Raw genomic sequence first — 16,421 nt, forward strand, 5'->3', positions numbered from 1 at the left:
CCAATTCTGCAAGGTCAAGTGAACCAAAGCCGTTTATAGCTAAGACTGTTAACGTCAAATCAAGCCTTGCCAAGCCTGTAGACGACTAGAAGATTAAACTAATGCTTTGTTGCAAAAGCGAATAAGCAGCGCCCTTGCCTAAGCTAGTGCATTTTGCAGTATTGGAGTAAACTAATGATAATGACAGCATATAGAGGAGGATACAGATGTCGTACTTTGTTTCGAACAAATGGCTGTTGCAGCGCATGCAGCAAGAAGAGGAGCAGCAGGGCAGACTAGTTATTGTCGATGCACGCTATGATTTGATGGATGCGGATGCGGGCGAGCTTGCATATCGTGAAGGCCACATTCCAGGCGCACATTATGCAAGCCTCAGCCATCATTTATCGAGCGGCAAGCGTCCCGATGGCGTTGGCGGGCGCCATCCGCTGCCCAGCCCTGAGTCCGTAGCAGCGTTTTTCGCTTCAATTGGCATTCGTCCTGGTGCGACTGTTGTAGCTTACGATGACCAGGGAGGAGCGATGGCATCGAGATTGCGCTGGCTGCTGCAATGGATCGGCTTTGAAGGCGAGGCTTATGTGCTCGAAGGCGGCTACAAGGGCTGGGTAGAGGCTCAATTGCCGATATCTGTTAATATTCCGCAGCGGCTCGAGGATGCGATATTGCCTGTAAAGCTGCAGCATAATATGGTTGTTGCGCAAGAGCAGGTCAAGCAAGCGATTGCCGAGGGAGGCACAATCATTATCGACTCGCGTGATGGCGCACGCTACCGCGGCGAGCTTGAACCGATTGATCGCGCAGCAGGGCATATCCCTACAGCAATCAATCATTTCTGGCAGGAAGGCAAAAATGCCGACGGAACGTGGAAATCGGCAGAGCAGCAGGCAGAGCGTTTTGCGGGCATTGATAAAAACGCCAGCATTATCGTTTATTGCGGCTCAGGTGTCACAGCGACGCCTAATGTTTTTGCCTTGCAGGAGGCTGGCTACCGCAATGTGCGGCTATACGCAGGATCCTGGAGCGAATGGAGCGCGAATCCTGACAATCCTGTGGCAACGGGGGAAGAGTAAAATTCATAGGTAAGAAACAAGTTGGGCGGAGATGTTTCCGTCCAATTTTTTTTGAGTTAAGCGTCATCAATTATTGCCAAACATACGGTATAATCAATATATCTACATCATGCATATGCTGACATCATCGTGCTTTTCAAATCGAACCAGAAGCATGGAGGGGAATGTTAATGAACAAGGCAATCGGTGAAACAAATTGGGTTATACCAGACGGCTATATTCCGCCGGAAAGCTCGGGCAGTCTGCTTAGCCATGAATCCATTTGCGTGCTGAACTGTTCAGCGGAGGACGCGACGTTAACAATTTCAATTTATTTCGAGGATCGCGACCCGCTTAGCAATATTACATATGTGGTGCCTGGGCAACGGACTAAGCATATTCGCACATCATCATTGGAGCGAGATGGCGAGCATATCCCGACAGGCGTACCGTATGCGATCTATATTGAAAGCGATATTCCGGTTGTAGTCCAGTACAGCAGACTTGATTCCACACAAGCGGAAAATGCACTAATGTCAACGATGGGCTACCCTGTACGGCAAGCCTAGCTATGCCTAGCTATGGAAAAGTGGCAGCTTGAAGCTTGACTAGGGCGTGTCCTCGGAGTTCTCAGACACGCCCTAGCTGCAGCTGCTTATGCCAGCACAGCCAGTCAAGCTTAGCAGACAGCTGTATTTCCGCTTTGCTTCTATGCTGCCATGCTATTTTTTGCGTCCATACTGCTTGGCGTAGGATAAAATTTTAAGATACAGACCTTTGTTTTTCATGTCCTTCAACGGGTAAAATTGTGGCCGTGTGTTCACCTCAAGAATCCATAATCTGGCCTTGGAGTCAATTGCAACGTCAAGGCCAAGCTCCTTAAAGCCCTTGCTGCGCTTGTTGAATACCTTTGCGACAAACAGTCCCAGCTTACGAAGGTCAGCTTTAATTTTTGTGCGTTTGGAAGCATCAAAGCCAGCTCCCTCTAAGGTCGAGTTAATAAACTGCAATGAGCCTCCCTGATTGTAGTTGGTCGTTACTTTGCCTGAATGGCCTACCTTGCAAAATAGTGCAGTAGGCTTCCAGCTGCCGTCCTTCGTTTTCTGCACCATGACGCGAATATCAAATGGCTTGCCATTAGACTTGGCAAGCGCAACACCTTTTTGCAAAATGAAGGAGCGTTTGCCTGCAAACGATCGCATCCATTGGTACAACGCTTTTTTGCTTGAAAATACTTTTTTTCTAGCTGCATGCCTTACGATAAATTGCTTATCCTGCTTCGTAATTTTCACAATTTTTGCGCCGCCAGAGCCGTCAGTTGGCTTGAAAAAAACAGTTTTGTAGCGTTTAAGCATAAGAGATAGATTTTTTTTATTAAATGGTCTCGTTTGCGGAATATAACGTTTCACACGCTCATCTTTCATTAGCCACTTTGTTTTTACCCATTTATTTTTGTGGGATGAGCTGTTATAAGTGATCGTCTTCACCTCCTACAACATTACATCATGTATTTCGCCGCCGCTTCGTCATTTTTCAGGATGACTCGAAAGCTTTGGCTGCACTTTATACTATGAGCAGTACAGGACATTCGGTAACGGCAATACGCCCATGTCCCAAAATATGATGCAGAGTGCTGGAAAAGATTGACGATCATTTCGCTCAGGGCTATCATTATAGTAATCCAAAAAAATAGGTGGTTGATTATGCACAAATATCAACAGGCTGCTTCATCACAGATGGTAAATAGCACGCCAAAGCGTGTTCGCCCTACGGTCCAGCTGCGGCAAACGCCCGGTCAGCTTTTGCAGCAAACGATAGGCAATCAGGCTACCGCTCAGCTTATGCAGGCGGGGCTTGCCAAGGACAGCACCAACGAACCGCATTATGAACGATCTACCGCATTGCCAGAGCCTTTAATGCAGCGAATTGAAAGGATTTCAGGCTTTTCGCTTGACGATGTGCAAGTATTTTATGGCTCCAACAAGCCCGATCAGCTTGGCGCCCATGCGTTTGCGCAAGGCAACCAAATTCATCTTGCGCCAAGTCAGGAAAGGCATCTTCCGCATGAAGCCTGGCATATTGTTCAACAGCGGCAAGGCCGAGTACAACCAACCTCCCAGCTTGGCGATATCAAGATCAATGACCAATCCCATTTGGAGCATGAAGCGACGACAATGGGAAGCTTGGCAGCAAGCAATCAACAGCTTGAAAACCAGTACCTCCCCTCGCAAACTGGTTTCTCATCATTCCCTTCTAACTCCGCCACACAATTGGCAAGAAAAACGGAGAACTATTCCAAAAACAAAGACAAAGAAGAGCGTAAAAGGCATAATGATGCCATTACAAGAATTGTAGATACGATTGTCACTATAGTTGAGCAGTCCAGACAGCAGGCACTGCAATGGAGCGACCTTGAAAGCAGGCAGGATTCAGGGCATTTGCAGCAATGGTATGGAACAGCCAGAGCCTACTGTGAGGACCAAAGCAATTTGCCATCATATTTTTGGGCGAATTTTGGCTATGCCGTAGAGACTTTAGCCTGCGAAGCGCTTGCCAAGTATTCATTTATGCCTTATAACGTCAATTTTCAGATTTCGCATGGGCATACTCGACCTGATATTGTAGTGTTTAACAATTTTCAGGAAATTGCCTGGATCGATATTACGAGCGATGGCTCAGAGACTCATATCTATGATAAGGACGGCAGCGGCTGGGAAACGAAGCTGTTTGTTTACGAGGTGCTGTATGATTCACTTGACCCGCTTGAAGTGATGAGCGGCTCGGACAATCCTTACTTTAGCGAGTATGGCGGCTATTTGAAAAACGAGAGAAGCATCTTTGCCAATGAGAAAACTCGTGTAAAAAATAGCTGGAGCCAAAAGCTGCGCCGATACGGGGATAAGCATATGCCAAGCACCTTGAAAGGCGGCATGAAAAAACGCGAGCAGCTGACAACGAATTTTTTTACAGGCATTATGGGGGATGAGTTGGAAAGCATTAGAAACAAAAATCAGGCGATAAAAGGCGGGATTCAAGAGCTTGGCGGGACCTATACCGAGTTTGGCTTCAAGAAAGCGAAAGTCAATACTGGCCTTATTCGCCGTAGAATCGAACAGGAAGCGCGAGTTAAAAGTGCCCGAGAAAGAAAGCTGCTCGAGCTGCGGACGAAGCAGACGCTGAACCTGGATCTAAACACATATGCCGACCACCCGCTCGTTAAACAGTTTAAAGGACAGTTCGCGCGACATAATGAGGATCATCTAATTATTCAAATGGGCTTTGCGTTGCATAATGCATTATTGAAGCGAGACGAGCTGGTAATGCTGAAAGAGACGGAGCAATTGGAGGATGAAGTCATCGTTGAGGTTGATGATATGTTGCAGCAGTTTCCAACTACTCTGGATGTAAATGAGTTAAGCTCCTGGATAACAAGCGCTGCCAGACTTTTAGCTGATTAGCATCCTGGCATCGTAGAGCTGTGCAGGTTTAATAACTCGAAAAAACGGATGATGAGAGGATTTTATCTATAATTTATACCGTAGGCTTGTGCGTGGTACGTATATTATACTAAAGCTAGGGTGTGTCTAAAAACAAAAGCATAATAGTAGACCAAATATATTGGAGGTAAGCGCGCATGAGTGCATTTAAACATTTGGACGAGCTGTTGGCAGGCTTTGTTGAAAAGCAAATTGTTGGCTGCGGCTGTGTGGTGGCACAACGCGGTACAATTATTTACGAAGGGTATTATGGCTACGCGGATCGGGAAAGCAAGCGGGTCATGGACGAGAACAGCATTCACCGCCTGTTTTCAACGACTAAAATTATTGTATGCACCGCAGCCTTGCTGCTTTTTGAGCGTGGACACTTTTTGCTTAATGATCGGCTTGACGAGTACTTGCCAGAATTTCGCGATATGGAGGTCGCTCATACTGAAAGCAATGGACACTTTTCGATCAGACCGGCCAAATCTCCAATTTTGATTAAGCATTTATTTTCGATGACGGCGGGCATTCCTTACGATTTTGGCATTTCGCCGACGGAAAAAGCGTTGAAGCAAATTAATGAAGAGCTCAAGGCACAGGGCAACTACACCTTGGAGCAGTTAATTAAGAAGATCGCCGGCGTGCCGCTGCTGTTTGAGCCAGGCAGCAATTGGAATTACGGCTACGGGCATGATATTTTGGCGAGGCTGATTGAAGTGGTTAGCGGCATGAGCATTGAGCAGTTTCTGCATAAGGAGCTGTTTGAGCCACTAGGCATGAACAATACTGGCTTTACCTTTAAAGGCGATCAGAAAGCGCGCATGGCGACCTTGTACGTAGAGGATGGTCAAGGCGGCATTAAGCCGATGATTCCAGGACTTGGCGACGAAATGTTTGAGCCAGGCGTTACATATCGCGGCGGCGGCATAGGTCTGTTCTCAACGCCGCGCGATTATTCAGTTTTTGCTCAAATGCTCGCCAATGGCGGCAAGCATGAGGGCAACCACATCATCGGGCGCAAGACGATTGATCTGATGCGCGCCAATCAGCTGAACGAACAACAGCTTGCCCAGTTTACCGGACCGTATTCGGAAGGCTATGGGTACGGATTAGGCGTGCGTACCTTGTTAAATCTCGGTCCCTCTAACGGCAATAGCTCATTAGGTGAATTTGGCTGGTCAGGCATGAGCGGCACTTATGCCTCGATTGATCCAGAAGAGCAGCTTTCCATCGTATATATGCATCAACGGCTGCCTAACCTGGAGCGCGAGCATCATCTTCGCGTACGCAACACCGTCTATGGCTGCATCGACTAAAGCATAAGTAGGTTGTACGATATCGAACGAACATGTACGAAAAGAAGCATCCAGACCACTCGCTAGCGGGTGGAGCTGGATGCTTCTTTATTCAGCTAAGTCAATTTCTGTTCACGATATTGGGTAGGTGAAAGCTGCATCGACTTTTTGAACATTTTTGAGAACAGCAGCGGGTCTTCATAGCCTACGGAGCGGGCGATATCGCCAACCATCAGCGTGGTTCCACTCAGCAGCTCGCATGCTTTGCGCATGCGGTAGGAGATAAGATAATCCTGCAGGCTGATGCCCATTACCTCTTTAAATAAAGCGCTCAAGTAGCTGCGCTGCAAGCCGACGAATTGTGAAATTGACTGCACCGTAATTTTATTGGCGTAGTTGACTTCAATAAAATGCACGACCTGCGCAATATAATGCTCCTTGCTGTTTTCCTTCGCCTTATCCTTCAGCTCTGAGCCGCGGCAATCGATCATCGCTGACAGCCATAAATAGAGCAGGCCAGTCAGCTTTAATTCACGCCCTGCCTTCATTGCCTTCGACTGCTTCATCTGCTGAATGCTATGCTCGAAAAACTCGCTTTTCTCCCACGTATAAATTGGCGATTCGTCCGACAGCTGTGCTTGTCTGATCAGAGCAGATGCTTTAATGCCATCAAAGCCAACCCAGCAATATGTCCAGGGCTCGTTGGCGTCCGCCTCGTAGTAGCAAATCGTGCCCGGCGTAACGAGAAAGCCTTGGCCTTTATGAAGCTCGTAGCGCTGTCCATTTGTTTCATAAATTCCTTTCCCGTCCAATATATAATGAAACTTATAATATTCGCGCATGGCCGGCCCGAAGGAATGCCCGGGCTCGCAAGCCTCACGGCCATATTGGATGAGATAAAGATCAAGCTGGTGAAGATGCTGCGGCAGAAATTCTATAAATTTATCCACCTTTATGCTCCTTCATTAGTTATTGCCAAGATGCTCGGCAACGATTTGGTCGATACGGGCTAATTCATCGCTTGTAAAGCTTAAATTTTGCAGCGCAGCAACATTCTCTTCAATTTGGCTAACACGGCTGGCGCCAATTAGAGCGGAGGTCACCTTGCCGTCACGCAGCACCCACGCTAGCGCCATTTGCGCCAAGCTTTGTCTACGCTCGGCAGCAAGCTCGTTAAGCGCTTTGGCTGTGAGCACATGCTTGTCTGTGATGTTGTTTTCATTCAGGAAGACGGAATGCCCGGCAGCGCGTGAATCGGCCGGAATGCCGTTTAAATATTTATTGGTCAAAATGCCTTGAGCGAGCGGAAGGAAGCCAATCGTGCCAATGCCTTCCTCGGCAAGCACGTCCTGCAGCCCGTTTTCGATCCAGCGATTGATGATCGAGTAGCTTGGCTGATGTATCAGGCATGGAGTACCTAGCTGCTTTAATAGTTTGGAGGCAGCTGCGGTTTGCTCAGCGCTGTAGTTGGATAAGCCTACATATAGCGCTTTGCCTTGGCGCACAACATGATCGAGCGCGGCCATTGTTTCTTCAAGCGGTGTCTCAGGATCAGGACGATGGTGGTAGTAAATATCTACATAGTCAAGTCCAAGCCGTTTCAGGCTTTGATCGAGGCTGGCAACTAAATATTTGCGAGAGCCCCAATTGCCGTAAGGACCCTGCCACATATCGAAGCCTGCTTTCGTGGAAATAATAAGTTCATCCCGATAAGGATTCATATCAAGCTTCATTATTTTTCCGAAATTTTCTTCGGCCGAGCCATATGGCGGTCCATAATTGTTGGCAATATCAAAATGTGTAATGCCGAGATCGAAGGAGCGGCGCACCATCGCTCGTCCGTTTTCAAACACATCCTTGCCGCCAAAATTATGCCAAAGCCCTAATGAAATGGCCGGCAGCAGTAGTCCGCTTTTTCCGCAGCGGTTATATTTCATTTGCTGGTAGCGCTCAGGAGCTGCAATATACGACATTTGTCATTTCTCCCCTTTATGGTTGAAGTTAGTTTCATTATAAGGCTTCTTTTATTTTTGCATATAGAGAATCGTCACATTCATATGTCATAATGTATGTTGTCTTGAAATTAGTGCAGCTGTTTATCGCAGGTTGCATGGTGCTTCATATTGCATGAAGCATTGTAGGCGCTACCCCGAAAGTCCATTTTCAAGTGCTGCTTTAGGCCGATAAACAGTGAGAATATTTAGCTTTTATTAAGAATTTGGTAAGTGGGATTTAAGCTCGCTTTAATTGACAAACCTTAGAATATATTTAATAATTGGAGAGTGCTATAGCAATCTTTTAAAGCTAAATAATTTGATTAGTAGAATGAATAAATAGACGACTGCGGAATTGCTAGATTTCCGCAGTTTGTTTGTTAGAACCTTGGAAAGAAGGAATTGATTATGGCTCAAGGAGCAAGTCTTGCCAAAAGAGAAAATATTCCAGAGCTGTCCGTATTGCGCGCGATCGCAATTATCGGTGTGCTGACGGTTCATTCCACTTCCGTTCCATCTAGTACGGGAATGATTGAATCAAACTGGTTTTTTCTTTACAATTTTGCCAATATATTTTTGAAGTTTGGTACGACAACCTTTATATTTTTGAGCAGCTTTGTGTTGTTCTATAACTATTATAACCGTCCGTTTACGAAAGAGCTGGTCTTTAAATTTTATCAACGCAGGTTGTTGTATATTATTATTCCTTATATTGTGTTTACGTTGTTCTATTATTTTATTAAGCTGTACGGTGCTGCAAGCATACCGCCGTTTAATGAAATGATCAGCGATATTTTTGCCAAACTAATGCGCGGTAATGCTCATGCGCATTTGTACTTTGTATTTATTAGTGTTCAGTTTTATCTAATGTTTCCGATCTTTTTATGGATTTTAAAGAAATTTCCCAAGCTTACGCTTGGACTTATTGTTTTCGGGATTGCAGCACAGTGGAGCTTCTTCCTGATTAACAAATTTGTGCTTACCGAGCCTGTTCAAGCTCGCGGAAGCTGGTCTTTAAGCTATTTCTCGTACTATTTCCTTGGTGCATATTTAGGAATTTATTGGGATAAATGCAAGCATTGGCTCGTTATTTGCAAGAAGAATTTAAGCAAGTCGCGTGTCGCAGGCTGGATTGTTCTGGCAATCGTGTGGCTAACTGCTGGTTTAACACATGTGTACATTTGGCATCAAATGCGTTTGAAGCTGAATAACTACAACACGACGTTTATTGATATTGTATGGAACTTGCATGCGCTGACCACCGCAGTTGTATTGCTTATGATAAGCTTTCTAATTTATCGCCATGCGGCAGGCTTTATTACGAGATTTTTTGTCCGGCTTGGTGAATTAAGCTTTGGCATTTATTTGTTCCATCCGTTTGTATTGCTCATTTACCGCAAGTTTCCACCGGAAACTGGCAATGTGCTGGCTCACCACGCCTGGTATGCGGGCAGCTTCGTTGCGGCTTTAGCAATTTCGTGGGTCGTAGTCAGCTTGACGGCACGCTTGTTCCCGCAGCATTGGATTTTATTCGGCAATATCCCGAATAGTCGTAAGAAACAAGCACAAGCTAACAAGCAGTCATCTCGAGGGATTGAAGCGTAAATATTTTCAAGTAAAGTGAGGAATCATAATTGAAGCGTCGAATTTTGCTGCTTTGCCTTGCATTACTGCTTTGCACTTCGGTGGTTAATGAAGCTTCTGCCAAAAGTACCGGCAAGAAGGTATATTACAGCAACAAGGTCATCGTACTCATGTATCATCATATTGATGCAGAGGAAAGTGGTGCGACGATATCTCCGGCCCGCTTTGGCACCCATATGAAGCTGCTGCATGAGCGCGGCTACAACGTTATTACGATTGAGCAATTTTATGATTTTATGCTGAATAAAGGCAAGGTGCCAGATAATGCCGTTGTCATTACATTTGACGATGGCTACGATAGCTACCGTAAATATGCTGTGCCGATTATGGATAAGTATAATATGGTAGGCACTCATTTTATTATTGGTCAAAGCTCGGATTTGCTTAATACAAATACGGAGCATTTGACATGGGATGCGATGAAAAAGCTGAAGGAAGAAGGACATAGCTTCTACAGCCATACGTACAATCTTCACCACTATGCCGATTTGAACAAAAATGGAAGCAAAACCGGCCCGATGCTGACTAATCGTCTGTATGTAAAAGAGCTTGGCAGAGTGGAGACGGCAGCCGAGTATAAAAAACGGATTACCGATGATCTGACTAAAATGGAGCAGCGCTTGAAGGAAGAGCTCGATAACGAGTACGGCATCATTGCATTTCCATATGGTGCGTACAATGATACAGTCAAGCAAGTGTTAAAGCAGCTGGACGTTCGTTTATTCGTCACCATCAAGCCAGGCATTAATAAGCCGGGAACAGATATAGTGTACCGCCTTAATGCCGGAACGCCAAAAATGACAGCGAATAAGTTTGTTGATTTGCTGCGCAAATACCATGACTAAATTTCACCCCCTATGAAGATGGAGCTTCATTTTCATAGGGGGCTTTGTATATAATAGAAGAAAATGTAATATGCTTAATGGTGCAGAAATCCAGATTTGCCGGCTTGTCAACTTTATTTGTGGGAGGATTGGGAGATTGAACAGCTCTTGGAAGCGAACGGCGTTTTTCTTTTTAACCGGACAGGGTATCTCGATGTTTGGCTCGATGATTGTACAGTACGCGATTATGTGGCATATTACATTAAGCCTGCAGTCTGGGCTAGCAATGACGATTTTCATCATTTGTGGTTTTCTGCCAAGCTTTTTGATTTCACCGTTTGCTGGCGTGTGGGCAGATCGCTTTGATCGCAAAAAGCTGATCATTGCCGCAGACGCCTTAATTGCAATTGCAACACTAATTCTGGCGATTGTCTTTTTAAGTGGATACGAAGAAATATGGCTGCTGTTCGTTATGGCTGCGATCCGTGCTCTTGGTTCAGGCGTACATATGCCGGCGATTGGCGCGCTATTGCCGCAATTTGTGCCGGAGGAGCATTTGATGCGAATAAATGGCTTGAATGGGACGATTCAAGCGGTTGTGATGTTCATCTCTCCCATTGTGAGTGCTGGTTTGCTAACAGCAACTTCGCTTAGCAACATCTTTTTCGTCGATGTTATTACAGCGGTGCTCGGAATAACGACGCTGTTGTTGTTCGTGCCTGTAGCAGCACATGAAAGAAGCAAGCAGAAAGAAAAGGTCAGCTATTTTGAGGATATGAAGCAAGGGATCGTTTACGTAAGACAGCATCCGTTCCTGAAAGTGCTGCTCTTGTTTTTCGTGCTGTTTTTTATTTTGCTGGCGCCCGCTTCATTTTTAACGCCGCTGCAAACAGCCCGCTCATTTGGCGAAGATGAGTGGCGGCTGGCAGCGCTGGAAATTGTCTTTTCCGTTGGGATGATGCTGGGCGGAGCTGCTGTTTCCACGTGGGGCGGATTTAGAAATCGAATCAAGACGATTACAGCTGCTATTGCCTGGATGGCAGCCTGCACACTTGCATTAGGCGTAGTGCCGGGCTTTACAATTTATTTGGTGTTTATGGGGCTGTTTGGCGTTGCGATGCCTTTCTTGAACTCGCCAATGAACGTTATTTTTCAGGAGAAGGTCGATCCTAATTATTTAGGGCGCGTATTCGGGATTGTCGCAATGATTTCTACCTCGATGATGCCGATGGGCATGCTCATTTTCGGACCGCTTGCCGACTTTGTCGAGATTGAACTGCTGCTCATCATAACCGGGGCAGTGCTGCTCGTCATTACACTGCTGTTTGGACGGAATAAAACGCTGCTGAAGGCTGGCGAACCATCACCAGCACCAATACCAGCATCAGTGCCAGCAGCGAGTGAGGAAGGATCGTAATCGATTAGCGCATCATCATAAAAGAGGTGGCAAGAGCTTGTGTGAGCTCCTGCCACCTCTTTACTTATATAAAGGTTACTTTCTGCTTTACCCGCGATAAACCATGCAATATACGTCCTTATAGCTGCCCCGCTGCCTGTAGCTGTATTGATCGGCAATTGCAAAGCCAGCTTTCTCATAGCAGGCAATCGCCCGCTTGTTCCAGCGCTCGACCTCCAAATCAATCTCAGCTGCCTTCAGCTTTTGCGCAGCCTCAATTGCCAAACCGACGGCATACTGTCCCAGCCCTTGATTGCAATGCTGAGGCGACAGGAAAATGGCGAGTCGAATGACCTGCAAAATCGGAAAAAGCTGAATATATCCCGCCAGCTCTTCTCCTATATAAAGAGAGCGATACTGCTGTTCGCGTATGGAATCGTCAGCAAATTCCATGTCCTGCGAACACATTTCCTGCCATGAAGGCCAATTATAAACATCGTAGGGCTGCTCATATTGCCAGGAGCATATATGCTGAGCATCCATTTTGCTCATTTGCTTCAATGTTAGCAAGCTCATCATAAATTACCTCGGTATGCTTTAATTAACCCCATATTCGCCGTCGACTACACTTCGGAAGCATCACATCGTCATCAAAGCTGTGCTTTTTGAACTTCGAATTTCAATAAAGGTTCAAAAAGCTCGGCTTTCAGGACCAAGAAGATGGCACGATACTAGAAGGCGAGGAGCGCAGCGTAGATACCTGCTACGTGAGCACCGGAGCCTTCGGTAGCGTGACATATTCGCCGTCGACTACACTACAGCGAAATAACCTCGTCATCAAAGCCGTGCTTTTTGAACTTCTTCTTATAGTACTTGATCAAGGAATCGTGCTGCTCGCTCACTCCCCGGCTTGGTGAAAAATTGCTCTGGCGGAGCAGATTCAATAAGCTGCCCTTGATCAAGAAAATAGATCGTATCTGCCGCTTCACGGGCAAATTTCATCTCGTGAGTCACAATCAACATCGTCATGCCCGATTCGGCCAAATCCTTAATAACATTGAGCACCTCTTTAACCATTTCCGGATCGAGAGCCGAGGTAGGCTCATCAAACAGCATAATATCCGGCTCCATCGCCAGAGAACGGGCGATGGCGACACGCTGCTTCTGCCCCCCTGACAGCTTGGACGGGTAAACATTTGCTTTATCGGCCAATCCAACCTTGGCGAGCAGCTCCATCGCCTTCTGGCGCGCTTGCTCCAAGGAAACACGCTTAACGTTGACTGGCGCAAATGTAATGTTCTCGAGTACAGTCATATGCGGAAACAGATGAAAATGCTGAAATACCATGCCGATATGCTGACGAATGCGAGCCACATCTGCTTTCGGCGCAGTTAGCTCCTCATTATTGATCATAATGCTGCCTCCGGTTGGAACCTCAAGCAAGTTGAGACAGCGCAAAAAGGTTGATTTGCCACTCCCCGAAGGACCGATGATCGCTACAACCTCCCCTTTGGAAACGGTCGTCGAAATGCCCTTCAGCACTTGCTGCTTGCCATACGATTTTGTAAGGTTTTGTACGTTAATCACCACGGCGCAATCTCCTTTCTAGCATGCGAGCCAAAGATGTCAAAATGAGCACCAGCACGTAGTAAATGGCCGCTACTAGCAATAAGGCCTCGAAGGAACGGAATGTATCCGCTCGTACGACGTCGGCGCGACGCATTAGATCGGTAACACCAATGACCGATACAAGTGAGGACTCCTTCACCAGCGCGACTACCTCATTGACTAGAGCAGGCAAAATATTGCGCAGCGCTTGGGGGAAAATGATCGAAATCATCATTTTCGGATAGGGGATGCCAAGCGCTATCGCTGCTTCCCGCTGTCCTTTGTCCACCGCCATAATTCCAGCGCGGATCGTTTCCGATAAATATGCTGCTGAATTTAGCCCAAAGGCAAGCCCGGCGGCAAGCAAGGCAGGAATATCATAGCCCGTTAATTGCGGCGTTGCATAATAAATGAGCGTAAGCTGCACAAGCAGCGGCGTGCCGCGAAAAACGGAGGTATAGGCAGTCGCAAACCACATAAGCGGCTTAATGCCGGAAATTTTGAACAAGGATAGTACGCTGCCTAGAATGAGACCAAGCAGGGCGGAAACCAGCGTAAACAGCAAGGTTACGCCAATTCCGCGCAAAATATAAGGCACATAGCCTTCCAGCACTGAAAAATCAATCATGCCACGAGCGTCTGCATCCTTTGCCTCTGGAAACCACTTTTGCAGCAGCTCGTCCAGCTTGCCGCTTTCTCTCATTTCGGCGATAACCTGATTAAACTCTTCTACATGAGGCGAGCCTTTAGGAAAGGCGATCGCATAGCCGCCATCTGATTCATCAGCAGGCAGAAAGCTCATAACGAGCCCAGGGTTGCTATTTGTCATATCCAACGCTACTGCATCCTCAACAATCGCTGCATCGATACGATTGGAGTTGATTTCCTGAATCAAATCGGCGACTTTATTCAGCTTGCGCACTTGCGCTGCGCCTTCAACCTGATTAGCTACAGCTTCCTGTATAGAGCCTAATTGCGCGCCAACAATTTTGCCGCTTAAGTCGTCCAGCGATTCGTAGCCAAATTCGGCTTTGGAAATGATCGTATTTCGTGCAAAATAGTAGGGCTCGGAAAAATCAACGCTTTTTTTGCGCTCCTCTGTCGCTGACATGCCTGACATGACGAAGTCAACGCGACCTGTCTGCAGGGCGGCGATCAAGCCGCTGAAATCCATACTCTGAATTTGCAGCTCGTAGCCAAGCTCTCCCAAAATATATTTGGCAATATCGATATCCAAGCCAATAATTTCTCCATTGTTTTTGGCATCAACCGATTCGTAAGGCGGAAAGTCTGGAGATGTTCCCATAATTAGCGTTTGCTTTGGCTGATCAGAGAGCTCCTGTCCGTATACGCTTGCTACGGGCCCGAATAAGGCGAACAGAAGCACCAAAGCCATCATAGGGACATAAAATAACCTAGTCTTGTTCATGTTGTCCTCTCTCTTTTCACTGATTTTAACCTATCAATTATAGGAAGAATCGCTTCGATTGTAAATGGTAAGTTCAGCTTAAACTGCAACCAAGCGATTTTTCAAGGGGGAAGCTTGAAGTGCCTAAGGATCGAATGATTATGCGATTATCGTTGCTGCTTGTAATCGCAACCTTTTTTGTATACGGCCTGCATCAGCTGTTCGTCGTCCATCACACACAGCTTCATATTCAGCCGAACGGCGTAGTTGTATTGCTATTGGTACTAATTCCAGCCTTATTATATATTGCTACATGGTGGCTGAACCATACAGGGCAGCTTGAAAATGCATTGCCGTGGCTTCATATGCTTATTATGACCTTTTGCAGCATTGGCATGATAGCTGCGGGATATGGCATGATTGAATATCATTTTTCTATTTTTATGGTGCTGGCGATTATTAGCTACTATGAAAACATTCGCATGATTGCTGTTATGAGCACGCTGTTTGTTGCTCAGCACCTGCTTGGATTTTTTTATTTTACTGAATACGTATTTGGCATGGCTAAAGGCACCTACAGCTTTACAATGCTGCTTTACCACGCGCTGTTTTTGCTAGGCACATCGGGAGCTTTATCGTGGCAAATTTTGCACAAGCATCGATTGCGCCGCGAACTGCAAACGACGATGGAGGAGCAGCTGCTGCTGGAAAGTCTGCTGAAGCAAATGCAGCAAAGCTCGGAGCAGCTTGCTACTGTATCAGAGCAGCTTCAGGAGATGTACAGCAGCACGCAAAAAGAATTGGAGCTTATGGCAGGCACGATACAAAGCGTGTCGGAGGATGCGCAGCATCATAGCCAGTTTACATCAAACACCTCGGAAGTCGTCAACGACATTAGCGGGAATTTGCAGCAAATTTCGCATGCAAATGTAGAGGTGCTCAAAGGCGCGCAGCAGATGTCCAGCAAGGCAGCTCTCGGTCAAGAGCTGATGGAGCATACGATGGAACAGATGCAAAGCCTGCAGCAGCAATGCAAGGAATATGCTCTGGTTGTGGCAAAGCTTCACCGCCATGCCAGCACAGTTCAGCAAATTGCCGATTCGGTAAAAGGCTTTTCCAAGCAAACCCGGATGCTTTCATTGAATGCAAGCATTGAAGCGGCTAGAGCAGGCGTACACGGTAAGGGCTTTGCTGTAGTTGCTGCGGAGGTAGGCAAGCTGGCACAGCAAAGCAGCGCTGCGACTGTGCAAATTATGAGCCTGGTAGCCGATATTAAGCAAGAAGCAGAGGCTGCAGTTTTGCGTATGCAAGGGCTGGTTGAGCAGGTCGAGCAAGGCGTTGCCAATAGCGTCGAGATGGCGGCGCTGCTGCACGAAATCAATTTGCTAATTGCTCATTCCGTCGATCAATTTCAGCTCGTATCCCGATCAACAGAGGAAATCGCCGCTGGCACCAACCAAGCGAATATTGAAATATCCGAGCTCAATCAAATTGCGCAGGAAATGAACACCAAAGCAGAAGGAGCTGCTAAAGCGACCATACGTCAGCTAGAGCTAAACGCTCAACTGGCGCCGTTGGTTGGACTTTTAAATAAAATCAGCCATAGTTTAAAAAACAATGAAAGGTAGTTCAAAAGCTGGACTTTGATGACGATGCGTTGCGTTGTAGCTTAGTCGGCGGCGAATATGTCACGCTACCGAAGGCTTATGCTTCCGAAGTAT

The 16,421-nt window shown here is 46.6% G+C and carries 14 protein-coding genes; 8 read left to right on the plus strand and 6 right to left on the minus strand.

The features are described 5' to 3' along the window. The first annotated feature begins 206 nt into the window (after positions 1-206). Both KJS52_RS09595 and KJS52_RS09600 read left to right on the plus strand, forming a co-directional pair. Entirely contained in the window at positions 207-1,070 is an 864-nt protein-coding gene (locus tag KJS52_RS09595; protein WP_213514553.1) for a sulfurtransferase, read from the plus strand. Between the two features lie 170 nt (positions 1,071-1,240). Then, positions 1,241-1,618 (plus strand): sensory rhodopsin transducer, encoded by a 378-nt coding sequence (locus tag KJS52_RS09600; protein ID WP_213514554.1) that lies wholly within the window; start codon positions 1,241-1,243, stop codon positions 1,616-1,618. Between the two features lie 153 nt (positions 1,619-1,771). Here the strand turns inward: KJS52_RS09600 and KJS52_RS09605 are convergent, their stop codons facing one another. Then, the gene (locus KJS52_RS09605; RefSeq protein WP_281425577.1) at positions 1,772-2,536 is read right to left on the minus strand and encodes a YheC/YheD family protein; all 765 of its coding nucleotides are present in this window, start codon (positions 2,534-2,536) and stop codon (positions 1,772-1,774) included. A 216-nt stretch (positions 2,537-2,752) separates the two neighbouring features. Here KJS52_RS09605 and KJS52_RS09610 point away from each other — a divergent pair, with 216 nt between their 5' ends. Both KJS52_RS09610 and KJS52_RS09615 read left to right on the plus strand, forming a co-directional pair. After that, positions 2,753-4,507: an eCIS core domain-containing protein gene (locus tag KJS52_RS09610; RefSeq protein WP_213514555.1), complete on the plus strand. Its 1,755-nt coding sequence runs from the start codon at positions 2,753-2,755 to the stop codon at positions 4,505-4,507. Between the two features lie 176 nt (positions 4,508-4,683). Then, positions 4,684-5,847 (plus strand): serine hydrolase domain-containing protein, encoded by a 1,164-nt coding sequence (locus KJS52_RS09615; protein WP_213514556.1) that lies wholly within the window; start codon positions 4,684-4,686, stop codon positions 5,845-5,847. A gap of 95 nt (positions 5,848-5,942) precedes the next feature. Here the strand turns inward: KJS52_RS09615 and KJS52_RS09620 are convergent, their stop codons facing one another. Both KJS52_RS09620 and mgrA read right to left on the minus strand, forming a co-directional pair. Beyond that, positions 5,943-6,776: an AraC family transcriptional regulator gene (locus KJS52_RS09620; protein WP_246563382.1), complete on the minus strand. Its 834-nt coding sequence runs from the start codon at positions 6,774-6,776 to the stop codon at positions 5,943-5,945. Between the two features lie 15 nt (positions 6,777-6,791). Further along, on the minus strand, positions 6,792-7,799 hold the full coding sequence (gene mgrA, locus KJS52_RS09625; RefSeq protein ID WP_213514557.1) for an L-glyceraldehyde 3-phosphate reductase: 1,008 nt from the start codon (positions 7,797-7,799) through the stop codon (positions 6,792-6,794). A 429-nt stretch (positions 7,800-8,228) separates the two neighbouring features. Between mgrA and KJS52_RS09630 the strand changes: the two genes are divergently transcribed. The 3 genes from KJS52_RS09630 to KJS52_RS09640 all read left to right on the plus strand — a co-directional run bounded on the left by KJS52_RS09630 (position 8,229) and on the right by KJS52_RS09640 (position 11,705). Beyond that, complete coding sequence (locus tag KJS52_RS09630; protein WP_213514558.1) at positions 8,229-9,425, plus strand: acyltransferase; 1,197 nt, start codon at positions 8,229-8,231, stop codon at positions 9,423-9,425. Between the two features lie 29 nt (positions 9,426-9,454). Beyond that, positions 9,455-10,309 (plus strand): polysaccharide deacetylase family protein, encoded by an 855-nt coding sequence (locus tag KJS52_RS09635; RefSeq protein ID WP_246563383.1) that lies wholly within the window; start codon positions 9,455-9,457, stop codon positions 10,307-10,309. A gap of 136 nt (positions 10,310-10,445) precedes the next feature. Continuing rightward, a complete protein-coding gene (locus KJS52_RS09640) occupies positions 10,446-11,705 on the plus strand; it encodes an MFS transporter (RefSeq protein ID WP_281425578.1) in 1,260 nt (419 codons plus the stop codon). A gap of 87 nt (positions 11,706-11,792) precedes the next feature. Here KJS52_RS09640 and KJS52_RS09645 read toward each other — a convergent pair whose 3' ends face one another. The 3 genes from KJS52_RS09645 to KJS52_RS09655 all read right to left on the minus strand — a co-directional run bounded on the left by KJS52_RS09645 (position 11,793) and on the right by KJS52_RS09655 (position 14,721). Continuing rightward, positions 11,793-12,260, minus strand: a complete 468-nt coding sequence (locus KJS52_RS09645; RefSeq protein WP_213514560.1) for a GNAT family N-acetyltransferase — start codon at positions 12,258-12,260, stop codon at positions 11,793-11,795. Between the two features lie 288 nt (positions 12,261-12,548). Further along, positions 12,549-13,271 carry an amino acid ABC transporter ATP-binding protein gene (locus tag KJS52_RS09650; RefSeq protein WP_213515135.1) on the minus strand — a complete coding sequence of 241 codons (723 nt, stop codon included), beginning with the start codon at positions 13,269-13,271 and terminating at the stop codon, positions 12,549-12,551. Further along, the gene (locus KJS52_RS09655) at positions 13,264-14,721 is read right to left on the minus strand and encodes an ABC transporter substrate-binding protein/permease (protein WP_246563385.1); all 1,458 of its coding nucleotides are present in this window, start codon (positions 14,719-14,721) and stop codon (positions 13,264-13,266) included. Before KJS52_RS09655 ends, KJS52_RS09650 begins: the two co-directional genes overlap by 8 nt. A gap of 134 nt (positions 14,722-14,855) precedes the next feature. On the opposite strand from KJS52_RS09655, the gene KJS52_RS09660 reads away from it, so the two are divergent. Continuing rightward, positions 14,856-16,328: a methyl-accepting chemotaxis protein gene (locus KJS52_RS09660; protein ID WP_213514561.1), complete on the plus strand. Its 1,473-nt coding sequence runs from the start codon at positions 14,856-14,858 to the stop codon at positions 16,326-16,328. Positions 16,329-16,421 lie beyond the last annotated feature (93 nt).

It is taken from the genome of Paenibacillus montaniterrae, from assembly GCF_018403185.1.
GTDB classification, from domain to species: Bacteria; Bacillota; Bacilli; order Paenibacillales; family Paenibacillaceae; genus Pristimantibacillus; species Pristimantibacillus montaniterrae.